The following is a 24940-nucleotide window of genomic DNA, read 5'->3' as shown; positions in this document are numbered from 1 at the left end:
TCTATATTAGCCATTATTGAATGATTTTATTTTTCTACCACACACTTTTGAAACAAATTAAATCTTGTAATTTATAAAAATTTTAAAAAAATATGTTTTAAAATGATATAAATGAATTTAAAAATCGATAAATTTTATTTTAATTTAAATATATTATATATAATGTATATGATGAATTTTTTCAAATTTTTTTATTTTAAAAAAATTTATATGTAAAATAATTTTAAAAAACAAATTGTTAAATAATGTCTGTATTATTGCTAATACGAAATAAAAATTATAATTACATTTTTCAAATAAATGTATATTCATTTCTAAAAAAATCTTTTATAATATAAAAAATTAGGATTTAATACACAAAGTCTATCTTATTATGTTAGAGTTTATTGTTTTAAAAAACATTTATGTTACCTTATCTGATCGATCTATTCTTCATAACATATCATTATCTTTAAATTCCAATCGTATAATAACATTAATTGGTCCAAATGGATCTGGTAAGTCTACTTTAATACGGGTTATATTGGGCTTAATCAAACCTAATTTGGGAACAGTATTTCGATCTCCATATATATCTATTGGTTATGTGCCTCAAAAGTTTTATTTTAATCATTTACTACCTATTACAGTAGAACGATTTATGAAGTTGTCTTGTCAAAAGAAAAACACAAATGTTTTAAAAATATTAAAACGCGTAAAAGCAGAATCTCTTAGGCATATTTTATTAAGAATGTTATCTGGTGGTGAAATGCAGCGTGTTTTATTAGCTAGAGCTTTATTAAATAATCCTAATTTACTTATATTAGATGAACCAACACAGGGAATTGATGTAACGGGACAGCTAGATTTTTATAATTTAATTTATTCTATACGTGATGAATTAAATTGTACAATCTTAATAGTTTCTCATGATTTAAATTTTGTTATGGCTCGAACTGATTATGTTATTTGTTTAAATAAACATATTTGTTGTTCTGGTAGTCCTAAAATGGTATTTAAAAATTTAGAATTTATTTCAATATTTGGTTCAAAACGCATTAAAGAAATCGCAATTTATCATCATAATCATGATCATATTCATCAATATTAAAGCGGTGAAATAAAATTTTAGAGTATTTTATATTATGTTTAAACTAATTTTTCCTGGATGGTTATCTGGAGTTTTTCTATCTTTTGCTACAGGACCTCTAGGTGCTTTTATAGTTTGGCGTCGTATGTCATCTTTTGGTGATACATTATCGCATTCATCTTTACTTGGATTAGCTATATCCATAATATTTCAAACTAATTCATTTTATATTATTTTAGTTTTTATCAGTGTACTTGCTATTTTTTTGGCTTGGTTAGAAAAAATATTACCAATTGCATTAGAAACTATATTAACAATAATATCACATAGCTCACTATCTTTAGGCATGATATTAATTAGTATCGTTGCTAATTCAAAACAAGTTAATTTTAATCATTATCTATTCGGTGATTTATTATCTATGGAGATATGTGATTTATTTTCTGTTATTTTAGGGAGTGTCATAGTTTTAATTATTTTAATTATTCGTTGGAATTCTATTTTATTAGTTACAATTAACCCTGAATTAGCTCAAATTGATGGAATAAATATTTTTTATGTACGATTGACTTTAATGTTAACAACTGCTTTAACCATTTCTATTGCAATCAAATTTGTAGGTGCTTTATTAATCACTTCTTTATTAGTTATTCCTCCCGCTACTGCACAATATTTTTCTAATTCTCCAGAAAAAATGGTGATTATTGGAATTTTAATAAGTATTTTTTCTATTACAGGAGGAGTAATTTCATCTATATTTTTTAATATTCCTACAAGTCCATCTATTGTTTTATTTTCTTCTTGTCTTTATTTATTAAGTACTATAAAAAAATTTTTTTTGTAAAATTTTAATATTTATTCTATAGAAATATTTATACCTAGATCGTTTAAATCCTGATCTTTCACTTGGCTTGGAGCCTTTGTCATAAGACATGAAGCTGATGTTGTTTTGGGAAAAGCAATGACATCTCTGATATTATTTGTTTGTCTTAATAACATTATTATTCTATCCAATCCTAAAGCTATTCCTGCATGAGGTGGGGCTCCATATTGTAACGCTTCTATTAAAAATCCAAACTTTTCTTTTTGATCTTTTTTATCTAACCCAATAATATCAAAAACTTTTTTTTGCATTTTTGCATTGTGAATTCTAACTGATCCACCACCAATTTCATATCCATTGATTATTAAATCATAACTATCTGATACAGAATTTTCTAAATTATTGAAAAATTTTTTTTCATGATTTTTTTTATATGCAGTAAAAGGATGATGAACAGAGGAAAAATTTCCATATTTATCTTTTTTAAACATAGGAAAATTTATTACCCACAATGGTTTCCAAATATTTTTTTCAAAAATTTTAAAATCATCGCCTAATTTTATACGTAACATTCCTAATGATTTATTTACAATTGTTTCTATATCCGCTATAATAAATAAAATATCTCCATTTTTAGCCCCCACTTGGCTTATAATTTTATTTAATATTTTTTCATTTAAAATACTTTTTATTGAACTTTGAATACCTGATAATCCAATTTCATATTTTTTAATTTTTATATAAAATAATTTTTTTGCACCAAATTGATTGACGTAACTACAATATTTTTCAATTTTTTTTTGACTGATTTTTTCACCTAATGGAAAGCATAATAAACCGATTCTGTTTTTTCTTTCTGAATTAATTCTAAAAAAATCAAAAAAATTTTTTTTATTAAAAATATTTAATATATCAATTATTTCCATAGGATTACGTAAATCGGGTTTGTCTGATCCGTATCGTTTTATCGCTTCATTAAAAGATAGTATAGGAAATTTATTTAAATTATAGTTTAGTATTTTCAACCAAATTTTTTTTATTAATTGTTCTACAATACTTCGAATTTTTTTACTACTCATAAATGCAACTTCAATATCAATTTGCGTGAATTCAGGTTGTCGATCAGATCTTAGATCTTCGTCTCGAAAACATTTAACTATTTGATAATATTTATCAACTCCAGAAATCATTAATAATTGTTTAAATAATTGCGGTGATTGTGGTAAAGCGTAAAATTTTCCTGGATAGTTTCTACTTGGAATTAGATAATCTCTAGCTCCTTCAGGGGTAGATTTTGTCAAAAATGGTGTTTCAATATCTAAGAAATTTTTTTTATTCATAAAATTTCTTATTAAGCAAGTGACCTGGTTTCTAACTTTTAAATTTTCAATTAAAGTAAATTTTCGAAGATCTAAATAACGGTATTTTAATTTTAAATCATCACTGTTATTATTTAAATAATCTAATGGAAGCGGATCCGAAATATTAAAAATATTTATTTTATTAGCTAATATTTCTATCTCTCCAGTACTTAATTTTAAATTTTTATTTTTAATATTTCTTTCCCGTACAATACCGTGAATTTGAACGCATGATTCATTTTTTAAAATTGATGCTTTTTTAAAAACAGAATAATTATTTAATTCAAAAATTACTTGAACAATGCCTGTGTAATCCCTCATATCTACAAAAATAAATTGACCAAAATTTCTTATTTTGTTCACCCAACCAGACAAAATGATAGATTTATTTATATCAATTATTCGAATATTTCCACAATATTTAGTGCGCATAAATTCTCTGTCAAAATTTATTTTTAATGATATCTTATTAAAATATAGTTTTTATTTGTAATTTTTTATGAAATTAGTTTTAAAAAAAATAATTGAAAAAATTAATTAGAAGAATTTAATTATCATGATGTTTAATAAAGTAGTTTATTTTAAAAATTTACTTTTGTGAAAATTATTAAATTATTATTAAAATTTTATAAGTTAACGACTTCTAAAAATTATTCTACCCTTTGTTAGATCATATGGTGTTAATTCAATAGTAACCTTGTCACCTGTTAGTATTCTAATATAATTTTTACGCATTTTACCTGAAATATGAGCAGTAATAATATGTTTATTTTCTAATTCCACACGAAACATTGTATTTGGTAATGTATCTATAACTATTCCCTGCATTTCAATGTTATCTTCTTTAGGCATTATTTTTCTCTAAAATAATAAATTATAAAAAATTTTATATTTTAATTATAACTGATACTAGTCATTTTGACTAGTATGTTTTTTATGAGACAAAAAATCTAATTTTTAAATATAAGAACTCAAGTAACGTTCGCTATCTATTGCCGCCATACATCCACTAGCAGCAGATGTAATTGCTTGTTTATATACATGATCTGCAACATCGCCTGCTGCAAAAACACCTGGGATACTTGTTTGTGTATAATTTCCATGTTTTTCTATTTTAATTTTAATATATCCATTTTCTGTTTCTAATTCATTTATAAAAATATCTGTATTTGGAACATGCCCTATTGCAACAAATAGTCCAGATATAATTATTTGTTTTTGCATTGTTTTGATTGATCGAAAATTACGTATAATTAAATGTGTAACACCTAAATTATTTCCTAATATCTCTTGTATAGTGTAATTTAAATGAAGTATAACTTTTTTATTTTTTACTAGTTTTAGTAATCGATTAATTAATATTTGTTCAGCTTTAAAATTCTTTCTTCGATGTATTAAATGTATTTTTTTTGCGAAATTTGATAAATATAATGTTTCTTCTATAGCTGTGTTTCCTCCTCCAACTACTGCTATTTCTTTGTTTTTATAAAAAAATCCGTCACATATCGCACAAGTAGAAACACCTTTTCCTTTAAATTCTTTTTCTGAATTTAATCCTAAATAACGAGGATTGGAACCAGTAGCAATAATTACTGAATCAGCTGTATATTCATTTTTTTCACCTAACAAAAAAAATGGTTTTTTTTTAAATTTTACTGTAGTAATTTTGTCAGATATAATTTCTGTTTGATATTTTTTTGCATGTTCATACATGCGATGCATTAGTTCTGCACCAGTAATTTGATTTTTGTCTCCGGGCCAATTTTCAATCTCATTAGTATTCATTAATTGACCTCCTTTGTTATCTCCGGTAATTAGTAAAGGTTTCAAATTTGCTCGTGCTGCATATATAGCAGCGGTATATCCAGCTGGACCTGAACCTAAAATAATTACTTTAGTATGTTTGTTAGTTTTCATGTTATGCCTTATTACGATTAAAATCAAAAATATTAAATTTATTAATGTAATTATTTTTTAATTTTATCAATTATTATACAAAATTTATCAAAAATTTTATTATTTCATTTTAATATTATTACGATTTAGTTATAAAATAAAATTTTGAACATAAAATTTTAAATATTTGTTTGATTAATGTAATTAAATCGTTAATTATAAAATATAATCTACTATTTAAAAAAAATAAAAATTTTAATTATTTTTAAAAGATATAAAATTATGTTAAATCCTTATTTATTGCGAAAAGAATTGTCTGTAGTGGAAAAAAAATTGTTAAAAAAAGGCTTTCAATTAGATGTATCGTCTATATCTAAAATGGAAAATGAAAGAAAAATATTGCAAGTTGAAACTGAAAATTTACAATATCAACATAAACTATTATCGGATTTATTCAAAAAATCAAAAATTTTAAAAGAAAGTAATGAAGATTTAAAGAATAAAATTTTTCAATCTATTAAAAATTTAAATATATTAAAAAATCAATTAAATCTTTTAAAAGAAAAGATTTATAATTTTTCTATTTCTATACCTAATATACCCTCTGAAGATGTTCCAGAAGGAACTGAATCACATCACAATAAAAAAATAAAATACTGGGGTGAGAAAAGAAAATATAATTTTCCTATTCAAGATCATGTAAAAATAGGTGAAAAAATTAATCAAATAGATTGGAAATCTGCAGTTAAAATATCAGGTTCAAGGTTCGTTGTTATGAAAGGAAACATTGCGCTTTTATATAGAGCATTAAGTCAATTTATGCTAGATTTTCATACGACTGAACATGGTTATATAGAAACATATGTACCTTACTTAGTCAATCACGATGCTTTATATGGTACAGGTCAATTACCTAAATTTAGTGATGATTTATTTCATATTAGTAGTATGAATAAAAAAAAATATATGCTAATACCTACTGCAGAAGTTCCTTTAACTAATTTATTTAGAAATGAAATATTAGATGAAAAAGATTTACCTATTATGTTAACTGCTCATACACCCTGTTTTAGATCAGAGTCTTCTTCTTACGGACGTGATAGTAAAGGTTTAATTCGTTTACATCAATTTGATAAAGTAGAACTTGTGCAAATTGTGAAACCAGAGTCATCTATGAAAACATTGGAAATTTTAACTAATCATGCAGAAAAAATTTTACAATCATTAGAATTACCATATAGAAAAGTTTTATTATGTGGAGGAGAAATGAGTTTTTCTGCAACTAAAACATATGATTTAGAAGTATGGTTTCCTGCGCAGAATAAATATAGAGAAATTTCATCTTGTTCAAATATGGGCGATTTTCAAGCTCGCCGTATGCATACTAGATATAGAAAAAGATTCGAAAAAAATAGCAATTTTGTGCATACATTAAATGGTTCTGGTTTAGCTGTAGGTAGAACGTTAGCAGCGATATTAGAAAATTACCAACAAGAAGATGGTCGAGTGAAAGTTCCTAAAATATTGCAAACTAAATATATGAAAAATATGAAATTCATAAATTAATTGTATTTAATATTAATTGTTGGTGAGATAATGAATTCAATTTATAATTTTAGCGCTGGACCCGCTATGCTTCCTAAAGATGTTCTTTGCAAAGCCCAAGAAGAATTAAAAAATTGGAACAATTTAAGATGTTCTATTATGGAAATTAGTCATCGTACTCAAGAGTTTTATCAAGTTATTATGGAAGCAGAAAAAGATTTAAGAGATCTATTAAATATATCTGATAATTATAGAATATTATTTTGTCAAGGTGGAGCTAGAGGCCAATTTTCAGCTATTCCTATGAATTTAATAAAAAATTTTTCTAACGCTGATTATATTAATAGTGGGTATTGGTCTAATTGTGCATTGTTAGAATCAAAAAAATATTGTAATCCTAAAAATATATTAATTAGAAAAAAAAAGAATAATCAGACTTATCTTTTAAAACCCTCACAATGGAATATTAGTGATTTTTCTGCATATATTCATTATTGTCCTAATGAAACTATAGATGGATTATCTTTATATGAAGAACCAGATTTCCATAATAAAATAGTTATTGGAGATTTTTCATCATTTATTTTATCTCGACCAATTGACATTGAAAAATATGGTATTATTTATGCAAGTTCTCAAAAAAATATTGGTCCTTCAGGAATTACAATTATTATTATTAGAGAAGATCTAATAGGATATGCTTCTAAAGTATGCCCATCTGTTTTTGACTACAATATCCTTTATAAATATAATTCTATGTTTAATACACCACCAACATTTTCGTGGTATTTATCAGGATTAGTTTTTAAATGGCTGAAAAAGAAAGGTGGAATTAAAAAAATTGCACAATTAAATAAAGAAAAATCAGATTTATTATATCAAGTGATTGATAATAGTAAATTTTACATTAATAATATTGATAAAAAAAATAGATCTGAGATGAATGTTGTTTTTCATTTATTTGATTCGGAATTAGATAAAATATTTTTAGAAGAGTCAAAAAAAAATGGTTTATATGCTCTGAAAGGTCATTTAATAGTTGGTGGTATACGAGCTTCAATTTATAATGCTATGCCTCTTAAAGGTGTAAAAAAATTAGCAAAATTTATGTTATTTTTTGAACGAAAATATGGATAAAATATTATTTATTTCTACAATAAAGAGTGTTAATGTGTGATGCAGAAAATTTTAAGGTTAAACCCAGTATCTTATATCAATGGTGTGATTCATGTGCCCGGGTCAAAAAGTATTTCAAATAGAGCTCTGTTATTATCAGCATTAGCTAGCGGAACCACTATTCTTAATAATTTATTAGACAGTGAAGATACTCGGCATATGCTTAGTGCTTTAAAAAAAATTGGAATTTGTTATTCGCTATCGAATCAAAATAAAACTTGTCATATTGAAGGAAACAGTACAAAATTTCAAGTTTCAAATCCTATATCATTGTTTTTAGGTAATGCAGGTACTGCTATTAGACCGCTTCTTTCTGTTTTTTCTTTATATACAAACAATGTTTTGTTAACTGGAAATAATAGAATGAACGCAAGACCTATCAAACATCTTGTTCAGGCTTTACAGCAAGGAGGTGCTATTATTGAATATAAAAATCACCCAGGATATCCTCCAATCTTAACTACAGGCGGTTTTAAAGGTGGTTTAATTACTTTAAATGGAAGTATTTCCAGTCAATTTTTAACATCATTGTTAATAATAGCTCCACTAGCATTGAAAGATACAACTATATTAATAAAAGGTGATTTAGTATCTAAACCCTATATAGATATTACAATAAACTTAATAAAATTATTTGGTATAAATATTAAGCATCAAGATTATTCTGTTTTTTATATTTCAGGAAATCAAGAATATAAAACACCAGGGGATTATACGATTGAAGGAGACGCTTCTTCAGCTTCATATTTTCTTGCGGCTTCTGCAATTAAAGGAGGATCAGTTAAAGTTCTGGGAATCGGTAAAAAAAGCATTCAAGGTGATATAAAATTTGCAGATATTCTTGAAAAGATGGGAGCAATTATCAGTTGGAGTGATTCTTTTATCATTTCTACGCGTAATAAATTAACTGCAATAGATTTAGACATGAATCATATTCCTGATGCAGCTATGACTATTGCTATAGTAGCTTTGTTTTCTAATGGAACTACTATTATTCGAAATATATATAATTGGAGAGTTAAAGAAACAGATAGATTATCTGCTATGACACGTGAATTAAAAAAAATTGGCGCAATTGTTAAAGAGGGAAAAGATTTCTTATCTATTACTCCTCCAAATCAATTTAAATTAGCTAAAATAAATACATACGATGACCATCGCATGGCAATGTGTTTTTCGCTTTTATGCTTATCTAATGTAGGTGTGAAAATCGTCAACCCTAATTGTGTAGTAAAAACATATCCAACATATTTTGAAGATTTTTCAACTATTTGTAAAAATTAATTTAATAATATTTTAACGTTTTAAAAAGCAATTTTTTTGTTGGAAACATTTTATAATAAAAATATGAATAATAATATCCCTGTAATTACAATTGACGGACCAAGTGCCTCTGGAAAAACTACTGTATGCAATATAGTAGCAAAAAAATTGAATTGGTATGTTTTAGAATCTGGTTTAATATACAGATTATTAGCAATTTTAATCTTAGAAAGTAGTATTCCTATTTTTGAAAAAAATATAATTGCTTTTTTAAAAAATTTAGATTTTTCTTTATTAAAAAAAAATAAAATTTCTCAAATAAGTCAATTACAAATAGTTGGAGAAACTGCGTCTAAGTTAGCTACTTTTTCTGAAACTCGAAAAATTTTACTTTATAAGCAAAGATGTTTTCGAAAAAAACCTGGTTTAATAGCAGAAGGTAGAGATATGGGAACTGTAGTATTCCCTGATGCTATTATTAAATTTTTTTTAAAAGCTAATTTATCTACTCGCGTTGATAGAAGAATGAAAGAATTTAAAAATATGGGATTATGTACTAATTATAAAAAATCACTTGAACAATTAAAAATTCGCGATGAACGCGATCAAAATCGATTAATTTCTCCTTTATACCCGTCAAAAGATGCTATAATATTAGATTCTACTAATATGACACTTTCTGAAGTAATCGAACGCTCCATGAAAGAAATCAAAAAAAAAATAAATATATAATATAAAAATTTAAAATTTCCATTCCTATAACAAGGATTGTTATAAGATATATAAAACAAGCTCATTTTAGCATGAAGTTAAAATGAACATTAATGAAAATTGATTAATATTATTAATATGAATGAATCTTTTGCTCAATTATTCGAAGAATCACTAAAAGAAATCAAAACACGTCCCGGTTCTATTATTCGGGGGGTTATTGTTTCTATAGAAAAAGATATAATTTTAGTCGACGCTGGTCTTAAATCTGAATCTGCAATTCCATTGGAGCAGTTTAAAAATTCTCAGGGATTGATTGATGTAAAAGTTGGTGATTATGTTGATGTTGCTTTAGACGCTATTGAAGATGGATTTGGAGAGACACTTTTATCGCGTGAAAAAGCAAAAAGACATGAAGCATGGTTAGTTTTAGAACAAGCACATGAAACATCAAAAACAGTAACTGGTATAATTAATGGAAAAGTGAAAGGTGGATTTACTGTTGAACTAAACGAAATACGTGCATTTTTGCCTGGTTCTTTAGTTGATATTCGACCTATTAGAGAAACCATTCATCTTGAAGGTAAAGAGTTGGAATTTAAAGTAATAAAGTTAGATCAAAAAAGAAATAATGTAGTTGTTTCGCGTAGAGCTGTTATTGAATCAGAAAATAGCGCTGAAAGAAATCAATTGCTTTCCAATTTACAAGAAGGTATAAAAATTAAAGGAATTGTAAAAAATCTTACAGATTATGGAGCATTTGTAGATTTAGGTGGTGTAGACGGATTATTACATATTACAGATATGGCTTGGAAGAGAGTCAAGCATCCTAGTGAGATAGTTAATGTTGGTGATGAAATCAATGTTAAAATTCTTAAATTTGATAAAGAAAAAACACGTGTATCTCTGGGGTTGAAACAATTAGGAGAAGACCCATGGATAGCGATTTCAAAACGTTATCCTGAAGGAATTAAATTAAGTGGCCGTGTAACTAATCTTACAGATTATGGTTGCTTTGTTGAAATTGAAGAAGGGGTAGAAGGGTTAGTTCATGTTTCAGAAATGGATTGGACTAACAAAAATATTCATCCTACTAAAGTAGTAGCTGTTAATGACATAGTAGATGTTATTGTTTTAGATATCGATGAAGATCGTCGTCGTATTTCACTTGGATTAAAACAGTGCAAAATTAATCCATGGCAAGAATTTTCTGAAACGCATAAAAAAGGAATGCATGTTGCGGGAAAAATTAAATCTATTACAGATTTCGGTATTTTTATCGGCTTAAAAGGAGGTATTGATGGGTTAGTTCATTTGTCTGATATCTCTTGGAAAATTAGTGGTGAAGAAGCAGTTAAAAATTATAAAAAAGGCGATGAAATTTCAGCAGTAGTATTGCAAGTGGATGCAGAAAGAGAGCGTATATCATTAGGTATAAAACAATTAGAAGAAGATCCTTTTAATACTTATATTTCAAATTACAAAAAAAATACTATAATTTTTGGTAAGATTAAATCTTTTGATAATAAACAAGTTATTATTAATTTATCAGAAGGTATAGATGGAAATATCAAATTTTCTGATGCCTCTATAGAATATGAAAAATTTATAACAATGTTTAAAATTAATGATAATATTTCAGTAAAAATCTCTAGTTTTGATCGAAAAAATAGGAGTATTAATTTAAATATTCATGTTATAAATGAAAATAATGATAAAAAAGATATAAAAAATAAATTAAACAACAAACAAAAAGATGAAAGGTTTTCTAATGTAATGGCAGAAGCTTTTAAAGCCGCTCAAAATACTGAATAATTATATAAAAATGAACGATATTTTTTATATTTATTGTTAAAACTGTTTAAAGCAAATGAATTTTTCAAATAGAGGATATATGACAAAGTCAGAATTGTTCGAGAAAATTGCTAAAAAAAAAATTCATATTGAAAATCAAACAATAGAGCTTGCTATAAAAGAACTTTTAGAATATATGTCTCTTGCATTAGCTAATGGAAAACGAATTGAAATTCGAGGATTTGGAAGTTTTTCATTGCATTATCGAGATGCTCGTATAGGTCGAAACCCTAAAACTGGAGAATTAGTCGAGTTGAGTGCAAAATATGTACCTTACTTTAAAGCAGGGAAACAATTGCGTGATCGAGCTAACATATACAAATAACATATCTTAAAATTCTATTCTAGAAACTAAGTAAATATATTTAATAAAAAGCTTAGTTTCTATATTGAACTATTTTATTAAAATATTATTAAAGAAAATTAAAATGAAAAAGAAAATTATTATAGCAAATTGGAAACTTAATAGTAATATCAAAAATATTTCTATTTTTTTAAAAAATTTACAATTAAATATATCATCTTATTTAAAATATAATACTGTTATAATTGCACCTCCAACAATATATCTTGAGAGAATATATAAAAAAATAAATAATTTAAATATTTTTCTTGGTGCGCAAGATGTAGATATACATAAGCAAGGTGCTTTTACAGGAGAAACATCTATATTAATGCTAAAAGATATTGGTGTAAAATATGTTATTGTTGGTCATTCCGAAAGACGTTTATTTCATAATGAGAATAATAAATTAATTGCAAAAAAATTTGGTTTAATTAAAAACTCATATTTAATTCCTATTTTATGTATCGGAGAAAGTGAAGATGAAAAAAGAAACAATAAAACTGAAGAAATTATAAAAAATCAATTAGATATCATCTTTGAATTTTTTGGTGAAAAAGCATTTGTAAATTCAATAATAGCATATGAACCTATTTGGGCTATTGGCACAGGTTTATCAGCAGATCCTGAATATGTAGAATCAATACATCAATTTATAAAAGACTATATTAATCAATATAGTTCGAATAATTTAGAAGAAATAATTATTCAATACGGTGGTTCTATTAATGCTAAAAATGCTAAAAGTTTTCTTGAAAAATCTAGTATTGATGGATTACTCGTTGGTAGTGCTTCTTTAGATTGCAAAGAATTTTTAGAAATTATTAAAGTGTCAAATGAAATTTTATGCAAATAATTTAATTTTTTATAAATTTTTTATATATCCATCCGCCTAAATTAATACCAAATATAGATGAAATTATAGGTATTAAAAAATATGGAAAATAACTATTGTTTGAACCAGTAAAAGCTACTTTACCCCATCCTATTAAGCTTAAAAATATTCTAGCACCTAAATCATGCGCTGGATTTAAAGTAATATTATTTTTAGAACCTAAAGATATATTAATAATTGCAATTAATATTCCTATTAAGCATGGATGAAATTTTGATTTAATAACAAAAAACAATTTTTTATCATTAATTTTCATAAGTATAATAATAAAAATTATCGCAATGATTATATTCATTGTAAATTCACGTATAAATATACAATTTTTTTGAGGATAAACGCAAAAAATTGAAGCTAATTGAAGGCTCTCTTGAGTTCCTCGAACAATATGATGTTGTCTTTCGAACAATATAAATATTTTGTGATATATATAATATATTAACATTAAAAAAAAAAGTACCAGAAATTTGTGAGATAATATATGGTAATACTTTTTGTTTATTAAATTTATAGAACAACCAAAAACAAATCGTAATAGCTGGATTTAAATGAGCTCCAGATATTGCAATACTCAAATAAATCGAAAAAGATACTGCGCAACCCCAAATAAAACTCATTTCATATTGACTAAGATAAAAATTTGTTAGTTTTGACGCCGTTAGAAATCCTGTTCCAAAAAATATTATCAAACCTGTTCCTAAAAACTCAAAAATACATTGTTGAAATATATTTTTTCTACTACATATATTCATTTCTCAAAGACCTATACAATTTTATTGTAAAATTATTTTATAATTAAATAATTTAATGAAAATTTAGAGCGCCGGGAAAACCGGCACTAATTTTGCATTAATAAAGTTTTTTAGCAGTAATTAACCAATCTTTTTTAAAAGAATGTTTCATATTTTTTAAAGCATTTGTTATGTCATTAAAAACCATCTTTTCATTTTGAACACCGACACATTTACCTTGATAACCTTTAATTAAAAGCTCTACAGAATAAGCGCCCATCCTAGAAGCAAGTATACGATCGTATGCAACCGGAGCTCCTCCTCTTTGAATATGACCTAATATAGTAGCTCGTGTTTCACGTTTAGTTTCATTTTCAATATATTTAGCTAAATCCTCTACATCACATATATATTCTGTAATTGCAACTATTGCGTGTTTTTTTCCCTTTTTAATGCCTGCTTTTATTTCTAAAACTAGCTCTTCTTTAGTATATTTACTTTCAGGAAGAACAATAAACTCACACCCGCCTGCAATCGCAGCGGATAAAGTTAAATCACCACAAGATCTTCCCATAACTTCTACAATAGAAATACGTTGATGAGAAGACGAAGTATCTCTCAATCTATCAATGGCTTCAACAACTGTTTCTAAAGCAGTAAAATAACCAATGGTATAATCAGTTCCTGCTACATCATTATCTATAGTTCCAGGGATACTAATGCATGGCAGACCCATTTTTGTAAGCTTTTGCGCACCTATATAAGATCCATCTCCACCAATAACAATAAGTGCATCTATTTTCCTTTGTTTAAGATTATTGATCGCAATATTTCTTATTTTATTTTTACAAAAATCAGGAAATCTAGCAGAACCAAGAAATGTTCCACCTTTATTAATCATATCTGATACGCTATATCTATCTAATTTAATTATTCGATTTTGATACAATCCTAGATACCCGTCGTAAACTCCAAATACTTCTAATTTTTCACTAAGTGCTGTTCTGACTACTCCCCTAATTGCGGCATTCATTCCAGGAGCATCTCCACCGCTGGTTAATACTCCAATTCTTTTAATCATGATTATCTCGTTTTTAACTACTATAAAAAATTATTTTCTATCTTTAATACAAAATATGCTTTTATATTGTTAATTAGATGTAAATTTTATATTGGAATTAAAAAAATAAAAAATTTTAACTCGCTATAATTATATAATTAAAATACGTATATCTTATCAAAATTGTACCTGCCCTTATTGAAATGAGCGATAAAATACTAATATATATTGATTTTAAATAGAAAATATGTCTAAATAATTTATTTTAAATAATACCATTTAATAGGAATTTGTTTTTCATTGAATTCTAAAATAATTGGAACTGCGGTTGGAATTTCTAATTCTATGATTTTTTCTGTATCAATTTTATTTAAATATTGCATTAATGCTCGTAACGAATTTCCATGTGCTACAATGAGTATTTTTTTTCTTTGTTTTAATTGCGGATAAATAAATTTTTTCCAATAAGGAATGACTCTTTGTATAGTTAATTCTAAACTTTCCCCTTTAGGAAGTTTATTCACATCAATATTAGAGTAACGTATATCATAACCTGGAAATCGTTTATCTTCTATATTAATCATGGGAGGGCAGATATTAAAGCTACGCCGCCATAAAAGAACTTGTTCATGTCCATATTTTTTAATTATTTCATCTTTATTATATCCTTCTAACGCACCGTAGTGTCTTTCATTTAAACGCCATGATTTTTGTACTGATAACCAAGGTTGGTTTAATTCTTTTAAAATATATTGTAATGTATATATTGCCCTTTTTAACATAGAAGTATGCGAGTAATCAAAAAAAAATTTTTCTTTTTTTAATAGCAAACCTGTATTTTTAGCTTCATGTTTTCCATTTTGACTCAGCTCTACATCATGCCATCCAGTGAATTTGTTTAGCTGGTTCCACTGACTTTCACCATGTCTAATCAACACTACTTTATTCATAATTATATTCTCGATATTATGTAAGTGAGATATACATTTTTTGAAAATATTTTAATCAATTTTTTATATTCTGTCATTATTTCTTTAGAATAAAATGTTGTTATACATACGGTTATGATATTACAATGTTGAAGATTATATGTAAAATTCAATATAATTTATACATATATTAATAAAAGTACAGATTATTATCTATAAATACTGTACTTTTAATATACATGAAAAAATTATTTAAATTTGTTTTTAAATGTTAATTAAAATACGATTAAAATCTTCTAATATATTTTTTATAGTGTTTAAAAAACTAACAGATTCTTTTCCATCAATTAAACGATGATCATAAGACAATGCTAAATACATCATTGGAAGGATTTTAATTTCTTTATCTACTGCCATTGGACGATCTTTAATAGCATGCATGCCTAATATAGCAGTTTGAGGTGGATTTATTATAGGTGTCGACATTAAAGATCCAAAAATTCCTCCATTAGTTATAGTAAAATTTCCACCAATTAATTCTTCTAGTTTTATTTTGTTTTCTAAGCTTTTTATGCAAAATTCTTTTATTTGTTTTTCTATATCTGCCATTGACATTTTATCAACATCTCTTAACACCGGAGTTATCAAGCCTCTTGGTGTTGAAACAGCAATACTAATATCAAAATTTTTGTAAAAGACAATATCTGTTTTATCAATAGTAGCATTTATTTCAGGAAATATTTTTAATGCTTCTACCACTGCTTTTACGAAAAAAGACATAAATCCTAGGCGAACATTATATTTTCTTTCAAAAGATTTATTATACTTACTTCGCAAAGAAATAATTGGCTGCATATTTACTTCATTAAAAGTAGTAAGCATAGCTGTATTATTTTTTGTTTGTAATAATCTTTCAGCTATTTTTTGACGTAATCGAGTCATTTTTACGCGATATGTATGACTTGATTTGTTATTAATATTGTGTAATTTAGATTTCTCTTGAATATTTTTTTCAATATCTTGTTTTCTAAGTGTATAGTTTAATTTACTAGATGTAATTGCATCTTTATCAATATTATTGCTTTTAACAAAACGTCTAGCAGAAGGTGTTAAAAAATTGTTGAAAAATTTATTTTCATTATAGTTAATATGATTATTATGAGAAGTCTCAACCTTTTTTATAGAAATATGTTTTTCTTCTATTACTGAATTAATTTTTTTTTTTTCAGTATCATTTAATTTATTTATATTGCCTATTATTTGATTTGATTTAACAATTGATCCTTTTTCTTTTAAAATAACATTTAATCTTCCGTTACATGGAGCAGATATCTCTAACATTATTTTATCTGTTTCAATATCAACTATATTTTCATCACAATATACTATTTCTCCTGATTTTTTATGCCATTTTACTATGACTGCATCGCTTACAGAATCTGGCAGATCTGGAACAAGAATATTAATTATATTCATTTTTTAATCCTATTATTTAAGTTTTTATGCGAAATTGAATGCATTGTATATTAATTTTTCTTGTTCCTTCTTATGTAGAGCAATATGACCTGTTGCTGGAGATGCAGAAGAGGGACGGCTAATATAGTTTAGCTGAGAAGAACATGGTAGAAGATTATGTAAATAATTCTTTATATAAAACCACACTCCTTGGTTCAAGGGCTCTTCTTGGCACCAAACAAAATTTTTCACATAAAAATATTTTTTTAATATATTTAACATTTCAATCATTGGGAATGGATATAATTGTTCAATGCGAATTATCACAACACTTATAATCTTATTTTTATTACTGTAGTTTAAAAGATCATAATATATTTTTCCAGAGCAAAAAATAACACATTTAATCTGTTTAAAATCATTATTAAATTCATCTATCACTGTTATAAAATCATCATTAATTAAATTTTCTAGAGAAGAACAAGCCAATGGATTTCGTAGTAGAGACTTAGGAGTAAAAACAATTAATGGTTTATAGATACCTTTAAAAATTTGTCTTCTTAATAAATGAAATATTTGCGAGGATGAAGTAGGAATACAAATTTGCATATTATTTTGTGCACAAAGTTGAAGAAATCTTTCAATTCTACCCGATGAATGTTCTGGACCTTGACCTTCATAACCATGAGGTAAAAGAATAATTAAATTGGATAACTTATTCCATTTTTGCTCACTAGAGCTAATGAATTGATCAATAACTACTTGTGCTCCATTAACAAAATCGCCAAATTGCGCTTCCCAAATAGTTAAATCATTTGAAGGATGTAAAGAGTATCCATATTCAAAAGCTAATACTGCTTCTTCTGATAAAACAGAATCCCAAATTTCAAATTTCCCTTGATGGTTTGTAATATGCTGTAATGGTATATAAATAGACTCGTTATTCTGATCGTGAATACAAGCATGTCGATGAAAAAATGTTCCTCTTCTAATATCCTCGCCGGAAAGGCGACATGAAATGCCTTCATTCAGTATTGTGGCATATGCTAAAGATTCTGCTGTTCCCCAGTCAATTAATTTTTTTCCTTTGGCTATTTCCATTCTATCTTGATAAATTTTTCTAACCCTTTTATGTACTTTGATAGACGGAGGAATAGTGTTGATACCATATAACAATTTTTGAATATATTTTAGATTTAATTTTTTTAAACTTTTTTTTATTTTTAAACAATCTAAATTTTTATATTGAATATTTACATATTCTTTATTGCAAAAAATTGATCTTCCTTCAACCAACTTATTGGAATATTTTTCTATTATTTTATTAATTTCATTTTTTTTAATTATTTTTTGATTTATCAATGAATCAGAATATATTTCTTTTGTAGTAGGATGATTTTGGATTTTTTTGTACATAATAGGTTGCGTTACAGAAGGATCGTCTACTTCATTATGACCGTGTCTTCTATAACAGACTAAATCTATAAAAACATCTTTATTAAATTTTTTTTTAAAATCTAGTGCTAACTGAACAGCAAAAATTGCAGATTCTACATCATCAGAATTTATATGAAAAATTGGTGCTTGAATTAACTTCCCAATGTCCGTACAATATTTACTAGATCGAAGATATTTAGGATTTGAGGTAGTGAAACCAATTTGATTATTGATTACAATGTGAACCGTACCACCCACTGTATAACCTTCGGTTTGAGACATATTTAATGTTTCTTGTACCACACCTTGACCAATAATTGAGGCGTCCCCATGAATATTAATAGATAAAACTTGATTATTTGAATTCATTGATTTATCTATAGAGGCTCGTGTTAAGCCAAGAATTACTGGATTAATTATTTCTAAATGTGATGGATTATATTCTAATTTTATATTAATTATTTGATCGTTGTTTTTGATTTGTGTATAACCTCCCATATGATATTTAACATCTCCACTTTTCTTGGTATATATGTTGTTACCAGAAAATTCATCAAATAATACTTTTGGATTTTTATTGAGTACATTTACTAGTACATTTAATCTGCCTCTATGAGCCATACCGATAATAATATCTAAAATCTCATTATTTTTCGCATAACGTATTATTTCATGTAAAATCGTAATAAGTGTTTCTGCACCTTCTAAAGAAAATCTTTTTGTACCAGAAAATTTTTTTCCTAAATATTTTTCTAAAGTTTCTGCATAAATTATTTCTTTTAAAAATTGTATTTTCTTTTGTTTTGAGATTAAATTTTCTTTGAAATATAATTCTATATATTCTGTAATCCATTTTTTTTGATATATATCATCAATATACATATATTCAAAACCAATAGAACTGCAATATTTATTGTTTAATGTATTATATAAATCTACTACTTTTATTTTATATCGAGGATTTTTTTGAAAATTAATCTCTATTATTTTTTCTAACTCATCTTGATTAAATTGATAAAATGAAAGCTCTAAACATGGATATTTTTTTTGTTTTTTTAACTGAAGAGGATCTATTAAAGATTTTTTATATCCTGTTTTTTTAAAAGCATTAATCATTTGATTAATTTTATTATTTAAGTAATCATTATTTTTTTTAATTAATTTTTTAGCTTGTTCTTTTTGATCAAAAACGAGATTAGAAAAATAATTACTATTTGAAATATTTTCAATATCCATGGATAAATTTGTAAATTTTTTTTTCCACGTAATATCAATAGATAACGGATTTTTTAAAAATTCTTGGTATATAAACTCAATATATTGTCTATTATTAGAAGATAACCAAGAAGAATCAAAAAATTTTTTTAGCATGTTTTCGTTCATAATATTTTATTTAAAATTTTTAATAAATTGTTTTGTTTTAATTTCAATAATATTTTCAGCAATTATGCAGGATTATAAATATCAATAAAAATAACATCTAAATTATATTTTTTATTCAACCATTTTCCTAACGATTGAATTCCATCTTTTTCGCTGCAGTAATGCCCAAGAGCGAAAATATGAATTCCCAACTCTTTAGCGACATATATTGTTTCCTCAGAAACTTCGCCTGTTAAAAAAGCATCTATTCCAAATTTATATGCTTGCTGAATGAAACTCTGTCCTTTTCCACTACACCAAGCTATACGTTGAATATAATTTGGAGCATTTTGATAAAAATGTATAGGTTTTTTTTTAAAAATTTTTTCTATGTTTTTTGCAAAATCTAAACTATTTATTTTTGATTCTAAAATACCCCATAACACATAAGGTAAAATTTCACCTTGAACAAAAATATTTAATTTTTTGGCAATTTGCGCATTGTTACCCAATTCTGGATGGATATCTAATGGTAAATGCCAGCTATATAAATTAATATTATGACTAAGTATAGTTTTTAATCTATTTCTTTGTATACCATGAATGTAGTTAATTTCTTTATTCCAGAAGCACCCATGATGAACAATAATGGTATTAGCTTTATAATATAAAGCTGAATCTAATAAATCTTGACATATACTAACTCCTATAACGATTTTATTAATTATTTTTTCGCCTTCTATTTGCAACCCATTATATACAATATCTTTATTAAAATTGTTAAATAATTTTTTATTGATAATTTTTTCTAAAATAAAATTTTCCATATAGTTTAATTTTTTCTCTTTTTTATAATAATTTAGCTCGTTTATAAATTAATAAAAAATTTTTTTTTCTATATTCATGATTTATAATTGGTTCTGGATAATTTGTTTTACAATTATTTTGTACTATCCATTCATATGGGTTATGAATATAACTATTTGGTATCATTTTTAATTCAGGTAAATATTTTTTTATGAAAAATCCTGATTTATCAAATTTTTTAGATTGTCGTAATGGATTAAAAATACGTATATAACTTGTTGAATCACTGCCAATGGAAGCAGACCATTGCCATCCACCATTGTTTAATGCATAATCTCCATCAATTAAACTAGACATAAAATATTTTTCACCTTCTCTCCAATCAATTAAAAGATTTTTTACTAAAAAACTAGATGTAATCATTCTTAATCTATTATGCATCCATCCTGTTGTATTTAATTGATTCATTGCAGCATCAATTATAGGAAATCCTGTTTTTCCATTTTTCCAAGCATCAAAATAATTCATGTCATTTTCCCAGTGAATTTTTTTTTCCCATTTTAATAATGATTGAGATTTACTTAGTATAGGAAAATTAATCAGTAAATGATAATAAAATTCACGCCATATTATTTCATTTATCCAACATGAATTGAGGATTACAGCTAATGGTTGATATTGATATTTTGTTAACAACATCTTTAAACAATATCTTATAGATATTATTCCTAAAGATAAATAAGGAGACAGCATACTGGTGTTGTTTAAATATGGAAAATTTCTTTTTGCAAAATAATATTGAATTTTATTATCATAAAAATCTCTTATTCTGTTGATAGCCTCTTTTTCTCCAATAGGAAATAGATTTTTATCAAAATTTATATTATCATTTTTATTTAAATAAATCGGTAATATATCATGTTGATGATAAATTCTTTTTGTAGGTGCAGGAAAACATATAGGAATATTTTTATATAAATAATCTATTACTTGTTTTTTAAAGAAGAAAAATTTTTTATAAGGTTGATTATTCTTATTTTTTATTTTATTAGGATCAATTAAAATATTATCATGAAAACCTTCTATAAAAACACCTTGTGCAGATAATTCTTGTGTTACTAAGGAATCCCTATTTTTTTCATTAATCTCATATTGGTAATTAAAAAATACACGACTAACTTTATTTAGTTTACAGAAATAAGATAAATATTCTATAGAGTTTAAAAAATCAGTACATTCATGATGATATAAATTAATATTTAATTTTAATAGTTCATCTTGCAAAAATTTTACATGTTGGTGAAGAAAGGATATTTTTCTTATAGAAATATAATGTCGGTTCCACTGTTTTGGGGTAAAAATAAATAAACCTATTACTTTATCTGTTTTAGATAAACATGCATGATATAAGGCTGTATTATCACATATTCGAAGATCATTACGAAACCATATTAAATTTGTGTGCATTATTTTGATTTTCAAGTTTTAATATTGATAAAAATAACATATTACGTTGTTATTAAAAAATTTTAATTAACTTTTTAAGTAACAGATTTATAATAAATTAAAAATAAAAAATTTGTTTAAAAATATTTTTTTTATTATACGTAAAATATAAATAAATTATAAAAAATTTATTTCAAAAAAAATTAATTTTTAATGAAATAGGAAAAAATATGGAAAAAATAGGTATTTTTTTTGGAAGTGATACCGGGAACACAGAAAAAATAGCAAAAATTGTTCAAAAAAAAATTGGAAAAGATAAATCTATTTTATATGATATTAACAGTGCTTCTAAAAAAGATATAGAAAGTTTTAACAACTTGATATTTGGTATTCCTACTTGGTATTATGGTGAAGTACAATGTGACTGGGATGACTTTTTGCCTATTTTAAAAACAGTGAATTGTTCTAACAAAATCATTGCTCTTTTTGGTTGTGGAGACCAAGAAGATTACAGTGAATATTTTTGTGATGCACTTAGTGTAATATACAAAATTATTAAAAGAAACAAAGCAAAAATCATTGGTCAATGGCCAACAAAAGGTTATAATTTTGATTCTTCAAAATCTTTGCTAAATAAAGAGTATTTCATGGGACTTATTTTAGACGAAGATCGTCAATCAGATCAAACAAAATATCGCATTGAAAAATGGATAAAAAACATTCTTGTTCAATTTTATTAAAAAAATTTATACAATTGTATTTTAAATAATTTATTTTTTAAGAAGTATAAATATATTAATAAGTTTTCTCTTATTTAAAAAAATTAACAAAGCAATCATATGATTTTTAAAATAAACCAATTTCATTTATTACAAAGCATACCGAGAAAAAAACATCGTATACAAATTAAAATAAATCATGCAAATTTGCCATTTATAGGTAAAGATGTTTGGACATTATATGAAATATCTTGGTTAAATTTAAATGGAGTACCGCAAGTTGCTATTGCTAAAATAGAGTTTAATAGCACAACTGAAAATATTGTTGAATCTAAAAGTTTAAAAATTTACGTAAATAGTTTTAATCAAATTAAATTTAAAAATAGAAGAAATTTAATAGAAATATTTACATCTGATTTAAATAAATGTGTGACAGGAGAAGTTTCAGTAAAATTTTTTTATTTACATGAAATTGAGAACTTAGGTATATCTAAATTTTCTGGAACTTGTATAGATAATAAAAACATTGCAATAAAATCATATAACTATAATAAATTATTACTTAAAAACTGTTCTAAAAAAAACAAAATAGTTATTGAATCTTTATATAGTAATTTGTTTAAATCAAATTGCCCAATAACTAATCAACCTGATTGGGCATCTATTAATATTGTTTATAGCGGTCAAAAAATTAGTCATATTGCATTATTAAAATATTTAGTTTCTTTCCGTAATCATAATGAATTTCATGAAGAATGTATTGAAAGAATATTTAACGATATTCAAGAAATTTGTAATCCTCAAAAACTTAGTATTTATGCAAGATATACTCGAAGAGGGGGTATTGATATTAATCCATGGCGAAGTAATATTTTTTTTGAACCTAATTTAATCAGATTAGCAAGACAATAAAAATTAATTTATTTAATGTTTTATAATTTTCTTTTCGATACGCAGTATTAAGTGCGTCCTTAATACTGCTATTTTGTAGATTATTAATATAAATTTATTCTGTTTATTTTGTAGATACTAACGTAACTAAATCTAGAACTTTACTAGAATAACCAGTTTCATTATCATACCAAGAAATAAGTTTAGAAAAATTTTTATTTAATGATAGACCTGCTTTTGCATCAAATATTGAAGTGAGTTCTTTTCCGTTAAAATCTGATGATACTACTTCATCTTCTGTATATCCTAATATTCCATTCATTTCTTGATTTGAAGCATGCTTAATAACAGAACATATTTCTTCATATGTAGTTGATTTTTTATAACGCACTGTTAAATCTACAACAGATACATTAGATGTAGGAACACGAAATGCTATACCTGTTAATTTTCTATTTAAATTTGGCAAAACTTTTCCAACAGCTATTGCTGCTCCAGTAGAGGAAGGAATAATATTTTGAAATGCTCCTCTACCTCCCCTCCAATCTTTATTTGAAGCGCTATCAACAACTTTTTGAGTAGCTGTAGTAGCATGAACAGTAGTCATTAAACCTTCTACAATATCAAAATTATCATCTATTACTTTTGCTAAAGGAGCTAAGCAATTAGTCGTACAAGATGCATTAGATACAATATTTTCGCCTTGATATTTATCAAAATTAGCTCCTTTAACAAACATTGGAATATCATCTTTAGAAGGACCAGTGATTACAACTTTTTTTGCTCCCGCTAAAATATGTTGATAAGCGGTGTCTTGAGTTAAAAAGAGACCTGTAGATTCAATTACAACATCAATTGATAAATCACTCCACATTAATTTTTTAGGATCTTTAATCGAAGTAGTTCTAATTTTTTTTCCATTTACAATAATATTTTTATTTTTTACTTCAATATGTTTTTGAAAATCACCATGTGTAGAGTCATATTTTAACATATAAGCTATATATTCAGGGTCAATTAAATCATTGATTGCTAAAATTTCGATATTTGTACGTCTTTGAGCTAGTCGAAATATAACACGTCCAATACGGCCAAAGCCATTTATACCTACCTTAATAGTCATAATTTCACCAAGTTATTCTGTTAAAAAACATACAATTAATATTAAAC

Annotated in this window: 21 protein-coding genes and 1 pseudogene; 11 read left to right on the top strand and 11 right to left on the bottom strand. The window is 25.4% G+C overall.

The genetic code is table 11. From position 1 onward, the window contains the following. The first annotated feature begins 373 nt into the window (after window positions 1-373). Both znuC and znuB read left to right on the top strand, forming a co-directional pair. Window positions 374-1090, top strand: a complete 717-nt coding sequence (znuC, locus tag IX46_RS01585) for a zinc ABC transporter ATP-binding protein ZnuC (RefSeq protein WP_053940273.1) — start codon at window positions 374-376, stop codon at window positions 1088-1090. A gap of 34 nt (window positions 1091-1124) precedes the next feature. Further along, the gene (gene znuB / locus IX46_RS01580; protein ID WP_053940272.1) at window positions 1125-1913 is read left to right on the top strand and encodes a zinc ABC transporter permease subunit ZnuB; all 789 of its coding nucleotides are present in this window, start codon (window positions 1125-1127) and stop codon (window positions 1911-1913) included. Window positions 1914-1924: 11 nt separating this feature from the next. On the opposite strand, the gene aspS is transcribed toward znuB, so the two are convergent. The 3 genes from aspS to trxB form a co-directional block, all read right to left on the bottom strand. Next, window positions 1925-3685: an aspartate--tRNA ligase gene (gene aspS, locus IX46_RS01575; protein ID WP_053940271.1), complete on the bottom strand. Its 1761-nt coding sequence runs from the start codon at window positions 3683-3685 to the stop codon at window positions 1925-1927. 201 nt (window positions 3686-3886) lie between these two features. Next, entirely contained in the window at window positions 3887-4105 is a 219-nt protein-coding gene (infA, locus tag IX46_RS01570) for a translation initiation factor IF-1 (protein ID WP_053940270.1), read from the bottom strand. A gap of 105 nt (window positions 4106-4210) precedes the next feature. After that, entirely contained in the window at window positions 4211-5170 is a 960-nt protein-coding gene (gene trxB, locus IX46_RS01565; protein ID WP_053940269.1) for a thioredoxin-disulfide reductase, read from the bottom strand. A gap of 261 nt (window positions 5171-5431) precedes the next feature. On the opposite strand from trxB, the gene serS reads away from it, so the two are divergent. From serS to tpiA, 7 genes are all read left to right on the top strand, one after another. Next, on the top strand, window positions 5432-6715 hold the full coding sequence (serS, locus tag IX46_RS01560) for a serine--tRNA ligase (protein ID WP_053940268.1): 1284 nt from the start codon (window positions 5432-5434) through the stop codon (window positions 6713-6715). Window positions 6716-6745: 30 nt separating this feature from the next. Continuing rightward, window positions 6746-7831 (top strand): phosphoserine transaminase, encoded by a 1086-nt coding sequence (gene serC, locus IX46_RS01555; protein WP_053940267.1) that lies wholly within the window; start codon window positions 6746-6748, stop codon window positions 7829-7831. Between the two features lie 39 nt (window positions 7832-7870). Then, window positions 7871-9154 carry a 3-phosphoshikimate 1-carboxyvinyltransferase gene (gene aroA, locus IX46_RS01550; RefSeq protein WP_053940266.1) on the top strand — a complete coding sequence of 428 codons (1284 nt, stop codon included), beginning with the start codon at window positions 7871-7873 and terminating at the stop codon, window positions 9152-9154. Window positions 9155-9217: 63 nt separating this feature from the next. Further along, a complete protein-coding gene (gene cmk / locus IX46_RS01545) occupies window positions 9218-9865 on the top strand; it encodes a (d)CMP kinase (RefSeq protein ID WP_053940265.1) in 648 nt (215 codons plus the stop codon). Between the two features lie 117 nt (window positions 9866-9982). Next, window positions 9983-11659: a 30S ribosomal protein S1 gene (rpsA, locus tag IX46_RS01540; RefSeq protein ID WP_053940264.1), complete on the top strand. Its 1677-nt coding sequence runs from the start codon at window positions 9983-9985 to the stop codon at window positions 11657-11659. Between the two features lie 55 nt (window positions 11660-11714). Beyond that, window positions 11715-12023 carry an integration host factor subunit beta gene (gene ihfB, locus IX46_RS01535; protein ID WP_275226095.1) on the top strand — a complete coding sequence of 103 codons (309 nt, stop codon included), beginning with the start codon at window positions 11715-11717 and terminating at the stop codon, window positions 12021-12023. Between the two features lie 103 nt (window positions 12024-12126). Further along, window positions 12127-12897 (top strand): triose-phosphate isomerase, encoded by a 771-nt coding sequence (tpiA, locus tag IX46_RS01530; protein WP_053940262.1) that lies wholly within the window; start codon window positions 12127-12129, stop codon window positions 12895-12897. 1 nt (window position 12898) lies between these two features. Here tpiA and IX46_RS03255 read toward each other — a convergent pair. The 7 genes and pseudogenes from IX46_RS03255 to phrB form a co-directional block, all read right to left on the bottom strand. Continuing rightward, a pseudogene (locus IX46_RS03255) lies at window positions 12899-13685 on the bottom strand (aquaporin). A gap of 97 nt (window positions 13686-13782) precedes the next feature. Continuing rightward, on the bottom strand, window positions 13783-14745 hold the full coding sequence (pfkA, locus tag IX46_RS01520; protein WP_053940261.1) for a 6-phosphofructokinase: 963 nt from the start codon (window positions 14743-14745) through the stop codon (window positions 13783-13785). 239 nt (window positions 14746-14984) lie between these two features. Beyond that, entirely contained in the window at window positions 14985-15680 is a 696-nt protein-coding gene (gpmA, locus tag IX46_RS01515; protein WP_053940260.1) for a 2,3-diphosphoglycerate-dependent phosphoglycerate mutase, read from the bottom strand. A 237-nt stretch (window positions 15681-15917) separates the two neighbouring features. Beyond that, the gene (sucB, locus tag IX46_RS01510) at window positions 15918-17129 is read right to left on the bottom strand and encodes a dihydrolipoyllysine-residue succinyltransferase (RefSeq protein WP_053940259.1); all 1212 of its coding nucleotides are present in this window, start codon (window positions 17127-17129) and stop codon (window positions 15918-15920) included. Between the two features lie 24 nt (window positions 17130-17153). Further along, window positions 17154-19928, bottom strand: coding sequence for a 2-oxoglutarate dehydrogenase E1 component (locus IX46_RS01505; protein WP_053940258.1), 2775 nt, complete (start codon window positions 19926-19928; stop codon window positions 17154-17156). 62 nt (window positions 19929-19990) lie between these two features. Further along, window positions 19991-20734 carry a Nif3-like dinuclear metal center hexameric protein gene (locus IX46_RS01500; protein ID WP_053940257.1) on the bottom strand — a complete coding sequence of 248 codons (744 nt, stop codon included), beginning with the start codon at window positions 20732-20734 and terminating at the stop codon, window positions 19991-19993. 22 nt (window positions 20735-20756) lie between these two features. Then, a complete protein-coding gene (gene phrB / locus IX46_RS01495) occupies window positions 20757-22181 on the bottom strand; it encodes a deoxyribodipyrimidine photo-lyase (protein WP_053940256.1) in 1425 nt (474 codons plus the stop codon). A 209-nt stretch (window positions 22182-22390) separates the two neighbouring features. On the opposite strand from phrB, the gene fldA reads away from it, so the two are divergent. Together fldA and queF are read left to right on the top strand one after the other, a co-directional pair. Then, window positions 22391-22900 carry a flavodoxin FldA gene (gene fldA, locus IX46_RS01490; RefSeq protein ID WP_053940255.1) on the top strand — a complete coding sequence of 170 codons (510 nt, stop codon included), beginning with the start codon at window positions 22391-22393 and terminating at the stop codon, window positions 22898-22900. Window positions 22901-22999: 99 nt separating this feature from the next. Continuing rightward, on the top strand, window positions 23000-23791 hold the full coding sequence (gene queF, locus IX46_RS01485) for an NADPH-dependent 7-cyano-7-deazaguanine reductase QueF (protein WP_053940254.1): 792 nt from the start codon (window positions 23000-23002) through the stop codon (window positions 23789-23791). Between the two features lie 103 nt (window positions 23792-23894). On the opposite strand, the gene gap is transcribed toward queF, so the two are convergent. Beyond that, on the bottom strand, window positions 23895-24893 hold the full coding sequence (gene gap / locus IX46_RS01480) for a type I glyceraldehyde-3-phosphate dehydrogenase (protein WP_053940253.1): 999 nt from the start codon (window positions 24891-24893) through the stop codon (window positions 23895-23897). Window positions 24894-24940: the final 47 nt, after the last annotated feature.

It is taken from the genome of Buchnera aphidicola (Aphis glycines), from assembly GCF_001280225.1.
Taxonomy (GTDB): Bacteria; Pseudomonadota; Gammaproteobacteria; order Enterobacterales; family Enterobacteriaceae; genus Buchnera; species Buchnera aphidicola_E.
The sequence above is the reverse complement of the archived record's forward strand: the minus strand, read 5'-3'. Positions and strand labels throughout refer to the sequence as shown.